Source organism: Enterobacter cloacae complex sp. P6RS (assembly GCF_014982245.1).
In the GTDB taxonomy this organism is placed as follows: Bacteria; Pseudomonadota; Gammaproteobacteria; order Enterobacterales; family Enterobacteriaceae; genus Enterobacter; species Enterobacter bugandensis.
Window position 1 is genome coordinate 150,432 of sequence record NZ_JADCLB010000011.1, and the last position, 18,618, is coordinate 169,049.

Sequence of the window (18,618 nt, forward strand, 5' to 3'; positions counted from 1 at the left end):
TTTGAAACACAAATGTTAAGAACTTTGAACTGGCTCGCACAAGCCAGCAACAAAATTACACTTTTGCGTTATGGTCAGCGCCAGAAAGGTATCGCTGCTCGAAGACATCCGGCGGCACCGCGGGGGCAAAAAGGTAGCCCTGGCCGCTCTCGACGCCCGCCTCTGCCAGCCAGACGCGTTGCGCTTCGGTTTCAATCCCCTCGGCAATAAGGTGCACCTTGAGGCTGCGCGCCATCTGGACGATGGCCTGCACCATGCTGCTGTCCTCCGGCAGACCGTCGACAAACGATTTATCGATCTTGAGCACGTCCACCGGCAGGGCTTTCATGTGCTGAAGCTGGCGCAGCCCGGCGTAGCCCATACCAAAATCGTCCAGCGCGATGCGAATGCCGGCATTGCGCAGCGGCTTCAGGATGGCCACCGCGTCGTTAGGATCGTCAATGCGCCGGCTCTCCGTCACTTCCAGCGTCAGCGTATCAGGCTTGATCCGGTAGCGGTGGATCAGCTCCAGCATCTCGGAGACCATCGTCGGATGCATAAGCTGCAGGGCAGACAAGTTGACCGACAGCGGCAGCGTTACGCCGCGCTCCTGCCAGGCGGCAAGCTGGCGGCAGGACTCCTCCAGTACCCAATAGCCAACGGTGACCATCAGGCCGCAGGATTCGATGCGCTCAATCAGCCCCTCCGGCAGCTCCCAGGAGCCATCCGGCTGCTGCAGGCGGAGCAGCGCCTCGGCGCTTTTCACTTCCCCCGTCTGTAAATTCACCTGCGGCTGTAGCCAGAGGGCGAACTGACGGTTATCCAGCGCGGTCAGGATATCGCTCTCTTCCGTCAGGCGCTGCTGCGCCTTTTCCATCTGCTCCGGGTCGAAGAACTGGATCTGATTTTTCCCTTTGCGCCGGGCGGTAAACGCCGCCGAGAACGCGCGGCGGTACAGCTGCTCCGCCGTTAAATCACCGTAGTACATGGCGATACCGATACTGGCGCTCGGACGAAGCTGGATGCCCTGCACGGGCAGCCGCTCATTTATGACAGTGAGTACTTGCTGACCTAATGTGATGGCGTGCCACGGCTCTTTCACGCCGTTGGCAATCACCACCAGGTCGTAACCGCTGACCTGGGTCAGCACCATGCGCGGGGCAAGGACAGACTTCACCTTTTCCACCAGCGTCAGCAGCAGCATTTCACGCTGGCTCTCCTTGAGCACGCCCGCCGTGTCCTGCAGGGTTTCACAGGCAATCACCATCAGCGCCGTGGTTTGCTGCCGCGCAACGGTCTGCTCCAGCATTGCCATCAGAAACGCTTTATTAGGTAGCTCCGACACCGGGAAGCGCGTGGCGCTGTTGTTTAGCTCATCCTGATGACGCTGGATGCGCTGCTGGTTGAGGTTGTAGCTGCGCACCAGCATACCGATCTCATCGTCCTGGTGCAGACGCGGCAGCTCAAGCTGGTGCCCCAGTTGATCCTGCGGCGAAAGCCCATTCAGCTCGCGGGCGATACGGCGCAGCGGGTGAACAATGAGGCGGTTTATACACCACGTCAGCGCTACGCTGATGATCAGGGTCATAAGTAAGCAAGTGGTCACTAACGTAACCACCCAACTCATGACGAATTTATACATCCGGTACGAGTCCGCCTGCAGAACCAGGTAGGCCAGTGGCTGTGGATTGGCAGGACGTTCCAGCGAATAGAGAGGCAGAGAAATTTGCACCGGCAGCTCAAACAGGCGCATCACCATCATCGGGACGGGACGCTCCGGGATAAAACTCATCCGCAACGCCTGGAACTGGTTGGGTAAGACGACATCGGCGCGGCTAACGACGCCGGCAGGCTGAATGCGCTTTAAGATGGTTTCCGCTTCGGGAATGTCCCCTTTCAGGATCGAGGCGGAGAGCGGGCCGCGCACCGAGCGGGCGATACTTTCTAACTGCGAAGCCGTGTTATAGCGATTCTGCTGTACGGAATGAAACAGCAAAATTACGCAGAAGAGCAGTACAAACAGCATAGTGACGGCAGAGACCATCGCCATTTGTTTGATCGTTAAGGAACGGCTGACACGCAAAATGACTCTCCACAAAACTCGAAGCGCAGGGCGCGCCAGGGTGTAAACCTGGCGCGCCTGAGTATACCCGATTGCCGCGCTATTAAGAGAGACTTACAAATGGATTAAGGAAAATCCGATTACCAGTCCGCGTAAGGAATAAGCGGCTGCGGCGGTAAGTCCATATCGCCCTGCCAGCCTGCAGCAGAGTAGCGCACATAAATTAGCGCATGGCTTGGGGTGTAATCTTTCGCTTCCTGAATATCCACGCCCATGCCCACAAACCAGTTGGAGGTGACCCGGCGTTCGATAATTGCCCGCGCGGTATAACCCGTCCCGGAGGAGGAGCTGCCGGTTTCCATCGCGCCACGGTCGGTATAGCGGCCTGGCTCATCAGTCGGGATCAGGCTCTGGATCGGGTAACGTAGCTCGTCTTTGGTTTTGGAGTGGGACCAGGACACCGAGCCACCCAGCTCCCAGGACCAGTTTTCCGTACGCTTACGCCAGGTCACCGGCAGCGCGAAGGAGACATACTCCTGCGGGCTGTAGTAGCCGCCCTGACCGAGGGAATAGCCGCTCAGATCCTTATCGTAGTGCCAGAGCATATTGGAGACGCCGACCGTCAGGCGCTCGTTGTTTTTATTAATGAGCTTGTAGTAATAACCCGTCATCCAGCGGACGCGCCAGTTATCTTCCACATTTTTACCGGTCAGCGTTTCCGCGTTCAGGCTTGACCAGACGCCGTTCGCCTCGCCTTTGTCATAGCTGATGCTTACCCCGCCGCCCGTCGCGCGCACGCCGCCCCAGGTGGTGCCGGTATTGGTATCTTTTTGCCCGGCGAACGCCAGCAGAGAGCTGGAGATAGGCCGACGATGGGCGTTGACGGTGTAGCCGATGGGGCCTAAATCGCTGCTGTAGCTGATACCCCCCACCACGTCGACGACGTCAAAGCCCATTGGCGTGGTACCAATATCCATCGCCCAGGTTTTATTCTGCCAGCCAACGGCGACGCTGGCGCCGCTGTCGCTCTGGCTGGTGTTGCCGCTACACGGCGTGTCGTAGCAGGTCCCCCATTTAGGGTCGTAAGTTCCGTTATTGTTATCAAAGGTGCCGGCGTCCATGTTGACCAGATCGCTTCTGAAGAACATGCGCCCGTCAGAGAGCGGGGCGTCCACCTGGAGCATGGTGGTATGCGCTTTCAGGTCGGAATAGCCGCCCGTGCCGCTGGAGCCCCAGTAGTCGTGCTGCAGCGTGACGTTAACATCCTGCTGACGGTACAAATCACCGGCGTCACTGCGCACGCCGCGCTTCAGCCAGTCATCTTTTTCATCGTTGCGCGTCAGACGGGTGAAACTGTCATTGTCCACCGGACGCGTCGTGGTGATGCCGGACGACACCATCGCATCTTTATACGTCTCCAGCGCCTGCTGCGGCTGGCCGTTTTGCGTCTGGAAGCGAGCAGCATCACGCAGCACCAGCGCGCTTTCCATGGAGGCGGGCTGCGATTTGGCCTGCGGAATGATTTTGCTGAAGGTCTGTTCTGCGGCAGCAGAATCGCCCAGACCTGCCTGCGCCATCGCGATCCGGCGCTGCATATTGAGCGACAGCGGCTGGCCGTTTTGCGCGGCAGGCAGTTTCGCGAGCTCCGCACGGGCGGCATCTTTGTTACCTTCCGCGCTGTAAATTTCGGTCAGACCGAGGATCGCGTCTTCGTTCTGCGGCTCACGCTGCAGGACGGCGCTGTACGTCGTTTTCGCCGCGTTCAGATCGCCACGCTGCTGCGCCCAGTCCGCCAGCGTCAGGTCGATGCGGGTGGAGGCAGGCTGCTGACGCAGAAGATTTTCCGCCTCCTGCTCTTTGCCGCTGTCGCGCAGGCGGTTGGCGGTTTCCAGCACCTGATTGCTTTGCAGACGGTCGGCAAGTTCCTGAATGTTGCCGTTCCACTGGCTGCGCGGCAGGGTATTCAGATGCGCCAGCGCGGCCCGGTCCTGATCGTTTCCGGACAGGTAGAGCCCGTTGGCATACACCTGCTCCGGGTCAGACGGTTTCTGGCTGGCAAGCTGGCGCATCAGGGTATCCGCCTGGCTGCGCTGGCCCGCGCTGTAGAGATCGCGCGAGAGACGATACGTTATCCAGACGTCACCGGGCGAGAGTGCCAGACGGCGACGCTGAATTTCTGCCGCCTGAGCGTATTTCCCCTGACTCTCCAGCTGTTCTGCCTGGGCGGAAAGCTGCTCGTTAGTCAGGCTACGCTCAATATCATCAATACTCCGGCGCTGGCTGGCGGAGAGAGACTGAATAAACTGCGAGGCTTTCTCCGGGGACTGCGCGCGGTAAACATTGGCAAGGCCGCGAACCGCATTGCTGTTGCTGCTGTCCATACGTAACGCCTGGCGGTAATAACGCTCCGCCGCGTCGTTATCTTTACGCGCGGCGGCAGCATCTCCCAGCCCCAGCACCGCATAGCTGTCGGTATTGTCGACGTTGCGCGCCTGCTGATAGTAACGCTCCGCCTGCGCCGGGTTATTCGCCTTCAGCGCCGCATCCCCCTGCTGGATCAGCAGCCAGTAGCGGTTAACCTTCAGCAAGCTGTCCCATTTCCCGCGGTTATCGCTCTGCGGATCGAGGGCAATCGCTTTTTCAAACTGTGCCACCGCGCGGGCGCGGTCGCCTTTCTGGGAATAGGCCTGCCCAAGGGCACCCACCGCTTCACTGTCGGCATGGTTGGCGCTGACGGCTTTTTGCAGCTCCGCCACCGCCTTACTCCCCTGCCCGGCATCCACCGCCGCCAGCCCTTCCGCTTTCGCGCGGAACGCCGGGTCAGCGAGCTGCTTTTGCTGCGCCTCAAGCTGGGCGCGCGCCGCCGCGACGCTATCGCCGTCGCTGAAAACGGTCAGGTATTTTTGCAGCGCGGTGACGCTGGCGCTGCTGGCTGGCTGGTCTTTGATCTGCTCATACCACATGTCAGAGGCCTGGCTGCGGCCGCCGGTGGATTTAGCCATCTCCTGCAGCACCGCAAAGCCTTCATCACGGCGTCCACTCTGGAACAGAAGCTGGGCCAGCGTCGTCTGGAGCTGGGTATTCCCGGGGCTGCTGCTGTTTATTTTTTTCAGTTGGTTGATGGCCGAAGCGCGACGGGCAGGATCTTTCGCCACCACATTCCAGTATTCCGTCGCCACGTCGCCGCCCGGCGGGTTGCCGTCAAAGAGCTTGTCATAGGCGGCAATCGCCTCCTGCGTGTGCCCTGTCGTAGCGAGTAAGCGCGCTTGCTGAAGCTGCTGGCGGCCATCCGGGGTGGAAAGCAGCATGGTATTGCGTGAGGACTGGTACGCGCCGGAGTCAGGGGCGATCCCCTTCAGGCGGTCCAGCTCTTTTTGCGCTCCGGCGTTATCGCCCTGGCGCAGCAGGTAGCGAAAGCGGGCGGCAATGACGTCAGGGTTGTTCGGATCGATCAGCTCAAGACGGTAGAGCGACTGACGAACCAAATCCTCGCGATGGGTCGATTCGCCCAGCCGAACCTGCTCCAGCAGCTGTTTCTGCTGCGGAGAGTTAACGGCCTGCGCCAGCGGCATCAGTGCCAGCCCAAGCGATAGAGTGAGTAGATTTACTGTGAACTTGCGCATTCCTGGCCCCAATCCGGTATTAATTCACCCTTAGCGGTGAAGCGAAAACGATGCTGATCCCATCCCTGACCAAAAAGAGTTAATACATAGCTGTAGTAGGCATTGTTATCGGGAAAATGATCTGCCACGCGCTGGCGCTGAACCGCCTGGGCATCGCGCTGCTGTAAAAACGGCAGCATCGCGGCAGAGAACCCGACCGGGCCATTGCCGGTGTGTTTACCCGTCGCCACATCCACTTTCTCCGGCGGCACGCCCTGTTTGATTGTCTTTGCCGCCATCGGCTGGAAGCGCGTCAGCAGCCGGGCTTTTTGAGGATCTTTATCGCTCATCATGCCCACCCAAAGATAGACACGGATGGCGTCATAGCCCCCTTCCAGCGTTTTATCCTGCTGTAGCTGCCAGCCTTTGTTTTTCTGATACTGCACCCAGTTCGGCGAGAATCCCTTCGGCGCGCTTTCCAGCAGCAGCCGCAGATTGGTTTCACGCAGCGTGGTCCACGGGGCACCGTAGCGGGTGAAATAGCTCGCTAACTGTGGAGGAAGGTAGCTGGGGTTAAAGCGCCAGGCGTTTTCTTCCGCAAAACCGACTTTACCGGGAAGCAGCATTGAGCCGAGCCCCGGCACTTTCACCACTTCCTCGCTGGCAATGCGTTTTAGCAGTGCCTTGCCCGTTTGGGTATAGTCCGGGTCTTTCCATAACCGGCCCGCTTCGAGCAGCGACCAGGCAATCCAGACATCGGCATCTGAGGCGGAGTTGGTATCAATCACCCCCCAGTTTTCTTTGTCTTTCTGTCCCCAGAGCCAGGCGGGCAGACGATCGTTGAGATTGCCGCTGGCGAGGTTATCGCGCGTCCACGTCAGCAGCTGGTCAAACGCCTTGCGATCGTTAGCGGCCAGGGCAAAGAACAACGCATAGCTTTGCCCTTCCGACGTTGTAATTTTGCGCGTGTCGCTCGGATCGATGACGCGCCCGCCCTCGCTGATGTAATCCTTTTTAAACTGTTCCCAGGCAGGCCAGGTACAGGCGGCGCGAAGAGGGATCGCCGCCAGCATTAACGCTGCGACTACACACCAGCGAAAGGCTTTCATCACGTCTTACTCATCCGGGTTAAGGCGACGACGGCTGATGATGCGCAGCAGACGCCACAGCACCCATGCCAGCAAGACCACGCTGACCGCAGCCAGGATGGCGAGCAGAACCGGATGGTTCGACAGCGCATACCACAGGCGCTCGAACCACGGCAGATGGCCGACGTAATACACATCACCCACGCGCAGGCTGTTGACGCCGGACTCGCGGATCACCGACACAGAACCAAACATCGCGGCACGTTTGCCGCTGTCGTTCATCGCGGTATTCAGCAGCTCATAGCCACGCGGGCTGTCCGCCAGCAGGGCTATCACGCTACGCTGATCGTTGTAAGGAGACTTGAAGCCCACCACCGCAGCCATCGCCCCCAGAGAGGTTACGGCCGTCTGCGCGCTGGCCTTACGGTCGTTCACGTCCGGCATAATGCTTGGGAACTCGGTCTGGCGAAGCGGCGTGTTAACCCACGACTCGGTGGCTTTCACCAGCAGGTCGATACGTTTTTCATCCTTCAGCTTGTCCGGGATGGTGCCGATCACCATGATATCCGCATCTTTGTTCTGGATCTGACTGCCATCGTCCGTCAACGTGACGTTAACTGCCGGTAATCCGGTTTGCGCGCCTACGGTTGCCATGGTGTCGAGCAGGGTCGTCACCTGACCTTCGTTTGGCGCTTTTGGCATCACCACAATGGATTCAGAGAGATCGGCCATGCGGCTGAACGGGAAGCCCGCGTTAGCAAAGGCACGCAGATCCGGCATCGCCAGGAAATGGTAGTACTTCGAGAAGTCGATGGTCGACTCATCGCCGATCACAACGTGGTTTTGTACCGGCTGGAAGGTGATGCAGTTATCCACCGAACCGCCAGGCATCGGGTTCATGTACTGGAAATCAAAACGCAGCTGGTTGATCGCGCCAAGCTTCAGCGCCGGAATAGAGACGTCCGTTTTTCCGTCCAGCAGCCCCTGCAGCACCGGCAGGCGGAGCATCAGACGGTTGGTGTCCTGGGTACTTTGCAGGCTGAACGATTGCAGGAACTGGTTGTTCAGGCTGATATCCATGCGCGAGCTGTCTTTCGTCGCCGGCGCGGTATAGCGGTAGTTGAGATTGATATCAATGCCGTTGGTGCGCAGCAAGTACAGATCCGGCGGCAGGTTCAGCGACAGGCTAATCGGCGATGGCTCAAGGCCGGAGGCCTGCAGCTGCTCTTCATAGGTTTTCAGTTCACCAAACGTCACGGCGCGGTCGGTACGCACCCAGTTTGGCGCGTCATAAGGTTTACGCGCCAGCAGCGGCTTAACTTCGTCCACCACCACGCTGTTGCCGCGGAAAAGGACGTTGCCCTGAGCAATCGCCTTCGCGGCCTGGACCAGATCTTTATCATCACGACCAAAGACCACCAGCAGCTTCACGTACGGGTTATCCGGGTGGCTTACCATCTCAATGGTTGGCGCTTTGACTTCCGGGTGGTCGCGCAGGAAGCCCGGACGCTTCGCGTTGGTTGCAAAGACAATCGCGTTCCTGTCCGGCATTTTGTCATACATCACCGGGAAGTTCTGACCGCGCCAGCCGGAGCGGGAGCCAAACCAGGAGGCCACAATGGTCGCCGCCAGCTGCTCGGTCACGTCAGGGGACGATGCAAACACCATCGGCAGCGTGAGCGGACGGTTATCACGCGGGTCGAAGAACGGAACCGGGAACGCCGACAGATCGTTTTTCAGCGCCAGCGGCTGGTAGGTCATCTGCAGCGAGGAGTTACGCCCGACGTCCAGCCACAGCGTGTTGCTGGCGGGGTTTTCGCAGACATCGCGGTAGTGACCAACAAACTCCAGACGGATACGGTTAAAGTCGGTGATGAAGAGCGGGTTAATCGGCACCTGCGCCTGTGTTTTCTTACCCAGCTGCTCTTTGGTCACCGGCAGAACGTCCATCAGTTCATCGTTCAGGTAGACCTTCAGCTGAGACTGCGTCGGCAGCAGGGATGGCGACGGGGTGTATTCAAGGTTCAGTACCGCATTTGAAACAACCTCATCGCTGCGCATACCAAATTCAATGCTGCCGTTAGGGTTGACGCCGCGCAGCACCATGCTACCCGGCGGCGGCGCAATTTGCGCGAAGGTCAGCTTCACGTCCCGCGACGGCACATTATCTGCGACAACGGGCGCGTTAGCCCCCCGCACGCCCGGCATCACCTGCCCGATGACCGGATTCACGGCCGGCAGGGTGTTCCCCTCCGTTGGCTGGTTCGGAATGATGTTTTCTGTTTGACCGGGTGCCGCCGTAACAACCGGATCGGTTGCCTGCGCGACGACAGGTACCGTCGGCGCAGGCGTCGCCGCTGCGTTACCGGGTGCTGCGTTAGCCATTGTTGCGGGAAGTGCACTCACTCCCATTGCCACTGCACATAACCAGGAAAGTTTTGTTTTCATCGCGTTATCATCATTGTTGAGCCATAACCGGGTCCGCCTGCTTCGTCTCATCCCGCTCGGGACGACGAGGAATGAACGACACGACCCAGGAAACCAGCGAAGTAAGTGACCGGAAAATTAATTTCACCGACGACGGGGCAAATTCTGCAAGGTGACGATAGCCACGGAACCCCAGCTTCAGAATATCCAGCAGGCTTTCCAGTGGTTTATCTTCCGGGAAGCTGTCCTGCCAGAGAGCCCATGTATCCGCACGGGCAAACGTACACTGCACAAAATCAATGTGTTGCTTTTTGGTCAACGGCATCAGCTGCAGACCCACTTCACTGCCTGCCACACGCACAACCTGCGTCGGGAAGACATACTCCTGCTGACCGCGCTTAAGCAGCAGGTTAACCTTCTGCCCTTCCAGCACTTTCGCCTGGCCGTTGATTTTGATCCCCAGGCCACCGTCAGAGAAGTCGTGCACCGTACAGGAGAAGAGGTGACCATCTTCACGGGCGATTGCCGCAGGCATGCAGATTTCAACGCGATGCGCGCGACGAACCTGTTTACTCTCTACCGATACCGCCACCGCGCCGCCGAGGATAATCAGGTTGTAGAACACCCAGGCCATACTGACGAAGACGGTCAGGATTTCGTTTTCCGGGCCGTAGAAGTAGCGCCAGATACCGGCGATCACGCCGACAATATTCAGCAGCACGAGGAAGATATACGGGCGGGAGATCACCCAGTCGACGTACTCTTCTTCCACCAGACCGCCCTTCGCGGTGACGTTGAATTTCCCTTTGTGCGGGTTAATCAGCGCGACCATCGTCGGCGGCGCGATGTACCACGCCAGCACCGTTTCGTAGATTTCACTCCAGAAGGAGTGCCGGTATTTGCCCTGAATCTTCGAGTTCGTCAGGCTCGCGTGGATCATGTGCGGCAGAACGAACAGCGCAATCATCAGCGCGGGGGCGTAAATGATATAGGCGTGAAGGAGCAGGAACGCCAGCGGCGCGGTCAGGAAGATCAGCCGCGGGATGCCGGACAAGAAGTGGAACATGGCGTTGACGTAGCAGAGACGTTGAGCCAGCTTGAGCCCTTTGCCTATCAGCGGGTTATCGAGGCGGAAAATCTGCACCATGCCGCGCGCCCAGCGAATACGCTGACCAATGTGCGCCGAGAGAGATTCCGTCGCCAGACCGGCGGCCTGAGGGATACGCATATAGGCAGAGGTATAGCCGCGGCGGTGCAGGCGCAGCGAGGTATGCGCATCTTCCGTTACCGTTTCAACAGCAATTCCGCCAATTTCATCCAGCGGCTTACGGCGGATAACCGCGCAGGAGCCGCAGAAGAAGGTGGCATCCCACATGTCGTTCCCGTCCTGCACCAGCCCATAGAACAGCGTGCCTTCGTTCGGGGTTTTGCGGAAGCGGCCAAGGTTACGTTCAAACGGGTCCGGCGAGAAGAAGTGGTGCGGCGTCTGCATCATCGCCAGCTCTTTCTCTTTCAGGAACCAGCCCATGGTCATCTGCAGGAACGAGCGCGTCGGCACGTGGTCACAGTCAAAAATCGAGACGAACTCCCCGGAGGCATACTTCAGGGCGTTGTTGATGTTCCCCGCCTTAGCGTGCTCGTGAGTCGGGCGGGCGATGTACTCAACGCCGACCTCTTCCGCAAACTGGCGAAACGCCGGACGGTTGCCGTCATCCAGGATCCAGACTTTGAGCTTATCTTTCGGCCAGTCGATGCCCAGCGCGGCATAGATGGTGTTTTTCACCACGCTCAGGTCTTCGTTGTAGGTCGGGACGAAGAGATCGACGGTCGGCCACTGCGTGGTGTCTTTAGGCAGCGGAACCGGCTGGCGGTTGAGCGGCCAGATCACCTGGAAATAGCCTAGCACCAGCACAATCCACGCGTAGGTCTCAGCAAACAGCAGCACCAGACCGCACACCAGGCTGACCGGGTCGTCCCAGTTCAGCGTTGAGGTGTAACGCCACCAGATGTAGCGGCAGGAAACCGTCAGCGACAGCACAATCAGCATCAGCGCCGAGAAACGGCCCGGAATACGACGAACCAGCAACGCCACGCCCCACAGCAGGATCAGGAAGATGAACTGCGCCAGCGGGTTGAAAGGTTGCGTAATACAGACCAGCGCCAGAATGAGCGAGAACACGACAATCACGCCGAGAATAAAACGCCGCAAGCCTGGGTGGAGATGCCCAAGCTCTTTATGGTTATCCAGATGGCTGGTCTTATCGCTGACGCTAGCGGGCAGTTTATCCAGCCACTGGTGGTAGCGTTCACGTAACTGCTGTACGCGGGAATAGCTGCGCCAGTGCGGCGTTATTTTCTCCGTTCGGGATGACGATATTGCCAGCCAGACGGCCTGAATAAGATAGCGCGCCGGGTCCAAAGGCCGTGGTCGGTCGGGGTTAATGTGTGGGTATAATTCGCCGTGACGCGCACGGATGCGCTGCCAGCGCGGGTGCTCGAGTGGAATGAACGTCCAGGCCAGAATCAGCCAGAAACAGCCGAGCGCGGCGCTGAATGCCGAAGCACCATGCCGGCGAAAGTGCCGGTAATGGTCGCTCAAACGCGAACTGACCGGCGGGATGAGAAGCCAGCTGGCGAGTCGACTCATACCGAACTCCCAGCAGGCTCCGCCTTGCTGGCGAAGTTCAGCAGACACCAGTTCGCCAGCGTCAGGATCTCTTCTGCTGCCAGCGAGTCGCTGCGGTATTCGCCCAGCGGCTGCTTGGAGGCGAGGCATTCCGCCATCCCCTCATCCCGATGAATCACAATGGGAAGCAGGCGGCGCTGGCTTTGCAGCCACACCTGATAGAGGTCGTCCTGGATTTGGCTACCGATACGTAAATCGTTAATCAGGAGATGTGCGTTCTGAGGCAGCCCCTGCTGATGCAGGCGAATATGGCAGTTCGCATCGACGTTCACCACGGAAAGTACATGATCGCACTGGGCGATGAGCTGCCGGGTCAGCGTCCCGGCGCCGTGCGGCAGATCCAGCAGGATCCACTGGTAGTGCCCCTTTTCTTTCAGGCTCTGCAGCGCAAGCGTGAACTGCGAAAACAGACGCTGATAGGCGGCTTCATTCTCGCGTTCTGTGGTGGTCAGTTGGCCAAAAGGCAATAAATCCAGCTGGGAGGTATAGCGTAGCCCCGCATCCCGCCAGTCTTTGTCATCAAGCAGCGCGCGGGCCCAGCCCTCTTCGCGAGTGAAATCGACGTTGAACGACATACGCAGCAAATTATCGGCGCAGGCGTCAATCACCAGCACCGATTCACCTAAAAGCTGTAATGACCACGCCAGCGCCGCGGTAACAGATGTGGTACCCACACCGCCACGGACGCCCTGTAATCCGAGTATGGCCATCAATGGCTCCCTTAATGTTGATGGGCGAATTCAGCTAATAACGGCCAGCGTTTAATAGCAGCAGCCAACTGTTCCCGCTGGGAAATATCGGTGTAATCTATTTCAGGTAGAGAAAAGGCCTGCGCCAGCGCCAGAAAATCGTTTTGGAATGTGTAACCCAGAGTCGAGTCGACTGGGGTTGCAGGTTCGTTATTATCCATTCTTATTCCATCCCTTTGAGGAAAATCGCACGCTCGGAAGTTGCGGGGCATCCTGCCCTGACAAATTTCATTTACATGCTAAATCTGATGTTCTTTAATTTCAATGTTAGGTTTATTTCTACGCTTTCGCTAGTAAACTGAGATACAGGCAAATTAGACGAAAAGAGGGACATCGTGGACTCCATATTTTCTATTGGCATCCAGTCATTATGGGACGAATTGAGCCACATGCCAGTCGGTGGAGTCTGGTGGATTAATACGGATCGTAATGAAGACGCTATCAGCCTGGTAAACCAGACAATTGCCGCTCAGGATAAGGATTCCCGCGTGGCCGTCATTAGCATGGGCGAAGAGCCGAAGAAAATAATTACGCTGGAAAGCGACAGCGGCCCCCAGAAAGTACGTTTGTTTTCTATGTCAGCGGAAGCGGATAGTCTATACTTTTTGTCCCGCGACGTTCAGTGCTCTATAGATCCGGATCACTATTTAGTGATTCTTAAATGTGCAAATAACATACTGCAAAATATCCCTGCGGAAAAACTGCTGTCGTGGCTGGAAAAAATCAATAAATGGGCAAAGTTTCAAAATTGCACGCTATTGGTCGTCAACCCCGGCAGTAATAATGACAAGCTGTTCTCACTTTTGATGGGCGAATATCGCTCCCTGTTCGGACTGGCAAGTCTTCGTGACCAGGCAGGCAGCTATCTCTACGATATCGCCTTCTGGTGCAATGAAAAGGGCGTGAGCGCCAGGCAACAGCTGACTCTTAAACATATTGAGGGGAAATGGCACCTGGCACAGCAGGAAGAAACCGTGGTGCAGCCGCGCAGCGATGAAAAGCGCATCCTGAGCCATATCGCGGTTTTAGAGGGCGCGCCCGCGCTTTCGGAAAACTGGTCACTGTTTGAGTCTAACGAAGCGCTTTTTCATGAAGCCCGCACCACCCAGGCAGCCACCCTCGTTTTCTCGTTGATGCAGAATAATCAGATTGAAACGCTGGCGAGACAAATTCACACCCTGCGCCGCCAGCGCGGCAGCGCGTTAAAAATTGTGGTGCGCGAAAATAATACCAGCCTGCGCGCTACCGATGAGCGTCTGCTTCTGGGCTGCGGGGCAAATATGGTGATCCCCTGGAATGCGCCACTGTCACGCTGCCTGACGCTTATTGAAAGCGTTCAGGGTCAGCAGTTCAGCCGCCATGTCCCGGAAGATATCTCCACGCTGCTCTCCATGACCCAGCCGATGAAGCTGCGTGGCTACCAGAAATGGGATACGTTCTGCGATGCCGTCGGCAACATGATGAGCAACACGTTACTTCCGGCGGACGGGAAAGGGGTTATGGTTGCTCTGCGGCCGGTCCCGGGCATTCGCGTTGAGCAGGCGCTCACCCTGTGTCGCCCGAACCGTACAGGGGACATCATGACCATTGGCGACAATCGCCTGGTGCTGTTTTTGTCGTTTTGCCGGGTCAACGATCTTGATACCGCGCTTAACCACATCTTCCCCCTGCCTACCGGGGATATTTTCTCGAACCGTATGATTTGGTTCGAAGATAATGCTATCAGCGCAGAGCTGGTGCAAATGCGCGCTCTCCAGCCTGAACAATGGGTTAAACCGCTCGCAATCACGAGCGATGTTAAACCGCTCCTCAATGCCAGACATGACGGACATGTCTGGCGTCGGGTTCCGGAACCCCTTCGCTTATTAACTGAGAACGGGGAGAACGCACCATCATGAATATCAGCGATATCATCCAACTGGTCGTATTCTGCGCGCTGATCTTTTTCCCGCTTGGCTACTATGCACGCCATTCCATACGCCGTATCCGTGATACGGCCAGAGTGATGTTTGTAAAACCTCGCTATGTAAAACCAGCCGGAACACTGACACGGGCATCACACGTCAAGGCAGACCGTAAACATGACTAATTCTTCCTATACCGCTTCGTCACCCTCGCCGCTCTGGCAATACTGGCGCGGCCTTTCCGGCTGGAACTTCTACTTTCTGGTGAAGTTTGGCCTGCTTTGGGCAGGTTATCTGAATTTCCATCCCCTGCTTAACCTGGTGTTTATGGCCTTCCTGCTGATGCCTCTGCCGAACATCAGGCTGCATCGTTTACGCCATTGGGTGGCCATCCCCATCGGCTTTGCGCTGTTCTGGCACGATACCTGGCTGCCTGGTCCGGAAAGCATAATGAGCCAGGGATCGCAGGTCGCGGGCTTCAGCGCAGACTATATGCTTGACCTGGCTGAGCGTTTCATTAACTGGCAGATGATTGGCGCCGTCTTTGTCCTGCTGGTTGCCTGGCTGTTCCTGTCTCAGTGGATCCGCGTCACGGTGTTTGTCGTCGCCATTATGATCTGGCTTAACGTGCTGACGCTGGCGGGGCCAAGCTTTTCGCTGTGGCCTGCCGGCCAGCCGACGACAACGGTGACCACGACGGGAGGAAGCGCAGCGGCTACCGTTACAACGGCAGGCGATACGCCGGTGGTGGGCGATATTCCAACGCAGACTGCACCGCCGACCTCCACCAATCTTAATGCCTGGCTCTCCAGCTTCTATACCGCTGAAGATAAGCGACAGACGAAATTCCCGGATGCGCTGCCAGCCGATGCGCAGCCGTTTGAGCTGCTGGTGATTAACATCTGTTCCCTCTCCTGGGCCGACGTGGATGCCGCCGGTTTGATGTCTCACCCGCTGTGGTCCCATTTCGACATCCAGTTTAAAGATTTTAACTCTGCCACCTCATACAGCGGCCCGGCGGCAATCCGCCTGCTGCGAGCAAGCTGCGGTCAGGCATCGCATAAAAACCTGTATCAACCCGCTGGCAACCAGTGTTATTTGTTCGATAATCTCGCGAAGCTGGGCTTTACGCAGCACCTGATGCTGGGGCATAACGGTCAGTTCGGTAACTTCCTGAAAGAGGTACGTGAACAGGGTGGCATGCAGGCGCCACTGATGGATCAAACCGGTCTTCCCGTTACGCTGCTGGGCTTCGATGGCTCGCCGGTTTATGACGATACCGCCGTGCTGCAGCGCTGGCTGCAGACCATCGAAAAAGACAGTAATCCGCGCAGTGCAACGTTCTATAACACCCTGCCGCTTCACGACGGTAACCACTTCCCGGGGGTGAGTAAAACGGCGGATTACAAAGTGCGGGCGCAGAAATTCTTCGACGAGCTGGACGCGTTCTTCACGGAGCTGGAAAAATCTGGCCGTAAAGTGATGGTGGTCGTGGTACCTGAGCACGGTGGCGCGCTGAAAGGCGACAGAATGCAGGTATCCGGTCTGCGCGATATCCCAAGCCCGTCCATTACCAACGTGCCTGCAGGCATTAAATTCTTTGGTATGAAGGCACCGCACCAGGGCGCACCAATTGAGATTACCCAGCCAAGCAGCTATCTGGCGATTTCAGAACTGGTTGCCCGCGCCGTTGACGGGAAGCTGTTTGTGGAAGATAGCGTTAACTGGGATCAGCTCACCAGCAACCTGCCGCAAACGGCTGAAGTCTCCGAGAACGCCAACGCGGTAGTGATTCAGTATCAGAACAAACCGTACGTTCGCCTGAACGGCGGGGACTGGGTACCGTATCCGCAGTAACTGATTTCCCCCTCTTCCCACAGGGGAGAGGGGGTAGTCAGTGCGTCATTATTGCGCTGAAATCCACATCCGCATTTTCAGACTTGCCGAATAGTCGTCGTCTTTAGAGGTGATTTCGGGCTCTCCGGAAGGCTGCCCCATCGTTAAATGCCAGGGTAGCGCAGACGGATTTTCGCATCGTTTACTCCATCCGGTTATTCGGCGCTTCGCAGGGAAATCTCACCGCCCACCCAGGGCTTGATCGCGCCATCCTGCTCCAGAAGCAGCGCGCCCTGTGCGTCAATACCGCGGGAAATGCCGTAAATCTCTTTATCACCAATCAGCAGCTTCACCGGACGGTTGATGAAGTTATCCAGCTTTTCCCAACGAGACAGGAACGGTGCCAGGCCTTCCTGTTCAAAAAGCGTGAGTGAACTGCGCAGCTCTTTAATCATGCGCACGGCAAGGGTGTTACGATCGATGACGATCCCCGCCTCCTGGAGATTGGTCCAGGCCTGATTCACCACATCATCCTGGACAGTACGCATCACCATATTGAGGCCCGCGCCAATAACAATTTGCGCCGCATCACCGGTTTTACCCGTCAGTTCGACCAGAATACCGGCAAGTTTACGATCGTTAAGGTACAGATCGTTTGGCCACTTAACGCGGACCCGATCGGCACCCAGATCGTGCAGCACTTCCGCCATGACGATACCAATGACCAGACTCAGGCCAATGGCTGCGGCAGGCCCCTGCTCCAGACGCCAGTACATGGACAGATAGAGATTGGCGCCAAATGGCGAGAACCATTTGCGACCGCGACGGCCACGACCGGCCTGCTGGTATTCAGCAACACAGGCATCGCCGGACGAGAGTTCGCTCAACCGATCCATAAGGTACTGGTTCGTCGAATCAATCACCGGCAGCACCGCAACATTGCCGTGTCCAAGCTGGCTGCGGATGACGTCTTCATTCAGCAATTGAATTGGCTCCGGCAGGCTGTAGCCTTTTCCCGGCACCGTGAACACATCGACGCCCCAGTCGCGAAGCGTCTGGATATGCTTGTTAATGCCGGCACGGCTCATGCCCAGCTGCTCGCCCAGCTGTTCACCAGAGTGAAACTCCCCGTCAGCAAGGATGCTAATCAGGGTTAACGGAATGGTATTGTCCTTCACGCAATGGTCTCCACGGCATTCACTTCACCTGTGCGGCCAATGAAGCGGACTTCTGGCTCCAGCCAGACGTTAAACTTTTCGCCCACACGTTGACGAACATAATGCGCCAGCTGTACAACATCATCGCTGGTCGCATCGCATTGATTAATCAGTACCAGAGCCTGCTGCTGGTGAACGGCAGCGCCACCTACGGACGTGCCTTTTAACTGGCATTGATCGATCAGCCAGCCAGCGGCCAGCTTCACGCTGCCATCTGCCTGAGGATAATGTGGCGCAGTGGGCCATCCTTCAAGAAAGGCTTTTGCATTTTCGCTGCTAATAACCGGATTTTTGAAGAAGCTTCCTGCATTTCCGTTTACTTTCGGATCGGGAAGTTTGGTCATTCGCATATGGCAAACTGAGTCAAATACGTCGCGGGGAGTGACGGTTGCCGGATCGAGACGCGTTAAATCGCCATAGGTCAGCACCGGCTGCCAGTTCTTTGGCAGACGCAGACCCACGGCGACAATCACGTAGCGATCCTGATATTCATGCTTGAAGATACTGTCACGATAGCCAAACCGACACTGTTCTGCCGTTAAGCGCTTAGCCGTTCCGGTCGCCAGTTCGATGCAGTCGACATATTCACAGACATGTTTCAGTTCGATGCCGTAGGCACCGATGTTTTGGATGGGTGACGATCCGGCGCAGCCTGGTATAAGCGCCAGGTTTTCCAGACCCGGCATCCCTTTTTCGAGGGTAAATTGCACTAGCTGATGCCAGTTTTCTCCGGCCCCCACGTGCAGATGCCAGCTATCGGCATGCTCTTCCACACCAATGCCCATGATGCGGTTAACGATCACCGTTCCCGCGAAATCGTCGAGAAACAGGACATTGCTTCCTTCGCCCAGAATCAGTACGGGTTCGTTATTTTCTGTTGCGCTTTGCCATGCATCCAGCAGCTGCTGTGCAGTATCGGCACGTACAATATGATTAGCATTACGTTGAATGCCAAAGGTATTCCAGGGCTTAAGGGAGTGGTTCATAGACGCTATCCTGATGCAAAAACGCAGGTAGTTTACCGTATAAGCAGGGTGTTGGGGGATCTGTTTGTGCAGCGCAGAAACG

12 protein-coding genes are annotated in these 18,618 nt (G+C 57.2%); 3 read left to right on the plus strand and 9 right to left on the minus strand.

What is annotated here, in order from left to right; all coding sequences use genetic code 11:
* Positions 1 to 55: 55 nt before the first annotated feature.
* From hmsP to bcsR, 7 genes are all read right to left on the minus strand, one after another.
* On the minus strand, positions 56 to 2,062 hold the full coding sequence (gene hmsP, locus INF73_RS06890) for a biofilm formation regulator HmsP (protein WP_028014755.1): 2,007 nt from the start codon (positions 2,060 to 2,062) through the stop codon (positions 56 to 58).
* A gap of 119 nt (positions 2,063 to 2,181) precedes the next feature.
* Positions 2,182 to 5,664, minus strand: a complete 3,483-nt coding sequence (bcsC, locus tag INF73_RS06895; RefSeq protein ID WP_193540229.1) for a cellulose synthase complex outer membrane protein BcsC — start codon at positions 5,662 to 5,664, stop codon at positions 2,182 to 2,184.
* Positions 5,646 to 6,752: a cellulose synthase complex periplasmic endoglucanase BcsZ gene (gene bcsZ, locus INF73_RS06900; protein ID WP_047363559.1), complete on the minus strand. Its 1,107-nt coding sequence runs from the start codon at positions 6,750 to 6,752 to the stop codon at positions 5,646 to 5,648. Before bcsZ ends, bcsC begins: the two co-directional genes overlap by 19 nt.
* Before the next feature lie 6 nt (positions 6,753 to 6,758).
* Entirely contained in the window at positions 6,759 to 9,179 is a 2,421-nt protein-coding gene (gene bcsB, locus INF73_RS06905; RefSeq protein WP_193540228.1) for a cellulose biosynthesis cyclic di-GMP-binding regulatory protein BcsB, read from the minus strand.
* Positions 9,180 to 9,189: 10 nt separating this feature from the next.
* On the minus strand, positions 9,190 to 11,805 hold the full coding sequence (gene bcsA / locus INF73_RS06910) for a UDP-forming cellulose synthase catalytic subunit (RefSeq protein ID WP_059357277.1): 2,616 nt from the start codon (positions 11,803 to 11,805) through the stop codon (positions 9,190 to 9,192).
* A complete protein-coding gene (gene bcsQ, locus INF73_RS06915) occupies positions 11,802 to 12,554 on the minus strand; it encodes a cellulose biosynthesis protein BcsQ (RefSeq protein WP_028014760.1) in 753 nt (250 codons plus the stop codon). Before bcsQ ends, bcsA begins: the two co-directional genes overlap by 4 nt.
* 11 nt (positions 12,555 to 12,565) lie before the next feature.
* Positions 12,566 to 12,754: a cellulose biosynthesis protein BcsR gene (gene bcsR, locus INF73_RS06920; protein WP_028014761.1), complete on the minus strand. Its 189-nt coding sequence runs from the start codon at positions 12,752 to 12,754 to the stop codon at positions 12,566 to 12,568.
* Positions 12,755 to 12,928: 174 nt separating this feature from the next.
* Between bcsR and bcsE the strand changes: the two genes are divergently transcribed.
* From bcsE to bcsG, 3 genes are read left to right on the plus strand one after another with little or no spacing between them, the layout of a single operon-like run.
* Complete coding sequence (bcsE, locus tag INF73_RS06925) at positions 12,929 to 14,491, plus strand: cellulose biosynthesis c-di-GMP-binding protein BcsE (protein WP_048960024.1); 1,563 nt, start codon at positions 12,929 to 12,931, stop codon at positions 14,489 to 14,491.
* The gene (gene bcsF, locus INF73_RS06930) at positions 14,488 to 14,682 is read left to right on the plus strand and encodes a cellulose biosynthesis protein BcsF (RefSeq protein ID WP_072201618.1); all 195 of its coding nucleotides are present in this window, start codon (positions 14,488 to 14,490) and stop codon (positions 14,680 to 14,682) included. Before bcsE ends, bcsF begins: the two co-directional genes overlap by 4 nt.
* A complete protein-coding gene (gene bcsG / locus INF73_RS06935; RefSeq protein WP_153657380.1) occupies positions 14,675 to 16,354 on the plus strand; it encodes a cellulose biosynthesis protein BcsG in 1,680 nt (559 codons plus the stop codon). Before bcsF ends, bcsG begins: the two co-directional genes overlap by 8 nt.
* A 194-nt stretch (positions 16,355 to 16,548) precedes the next feature.
* On the opposite strand, the gene birA is transcribed toward bcsG, so the two are convergent.
* Positions 16,549 to 17,511, minus strand: a complete 963-nt coding sequence (gene birA, locus INF73_RS06940; RefSeq protein ID WP_047363553.1) for a bifunctional biotin--[acetyl-CoA-carboxylase] ligase/biotin operon repressor BirA — start codon at positions 17,509 to 17,511, stop codon at positions 16,549 to 16,551.
* The gene (gene murB, locus INF73_RS06945; protein WP_193052489.1) at positions 17,508 to 18,536 is read right to left on the minus strand and encodes a UDP-N-acetylmuramate dehydrogenase; all 1,029 of its coding nucleotides are present in this window, start codon (positions 18,534 to 18,536) and stop codon (positions 17,508 to 17,510) included. Before murB ends, birA begins: the two co-directional genes overlap by 4 nt.
* Positions 18,537 to 18,618: the final 82 nt, after the last annotated feature.

What these genes read in the sequence shown, in the direction of transcription:
- bcsC (WP_193540229.1), bottom strand. Translation starts at nt 5,664, where the DNA reads ATGCGCAAGTTCACAGTAAATCTACTCACTCTATCGCTTGGGCTGGCA.
- bcsZ (WP_047363559.1), bottom strand. Translation starts at nt 6,752, where the DNA reads ATGAAAGCCTTTCGCTGGTGTGTAGTCGCAGCGTTAATGCTGGCGGCG.
- bcsB (WP_193540228.1), bottom strand. Translation starts at nt 9,179, where the DNA reads ATGAAAACAAAACTTTCCTGGTTATGTGCAGTGGCAATGGGAGTGAGT.
- bcsA (WP_059357277.1), bottom strand. Translation starts at nt 11,805, where the DNA reads ATGAGTCGACTCGCCAGCTGGCTTCTCATCCCGCCGGTCAGTTCGCGT.
- bcsQ (WP_028014760.1), bottom strand. Translation starts at nt 12,554, where the DNA reads ATGGCCATACTCGGATTACAGGGCGTCCGTGGCGGTGTGGGTACCACA.
- bcsR (WP_028014761.1), bottom strand. Translation starts at nt 12,754, where the DNA reads ATGGATAATAACGAACCTGCAACCCCAGTCGACTCGACTCTGGGTTAC.
- bcsF (WP_072201618.1), top strand. Translation starts at nt 14,488, where the DNA reads ATGAATATCAGCGATATCATCCAACTGGTCGTATTCTGCGCGCTGATC.
- bcsG (WP_153657380.1), top strand. Translation starts at nt 14,675, where the DNA reads ATGACTAATTCTTCCTATACCGCTTCGTCACCCTCGCCGCTCTGGCAA.
- murB (WP_193052489.1), bottom strand. Translation starts at nt 18,536, where the DNA reads ATGAACCACTCCCTTAAGCCCTGGAATACCTTTGGCATTCAACGTAAT.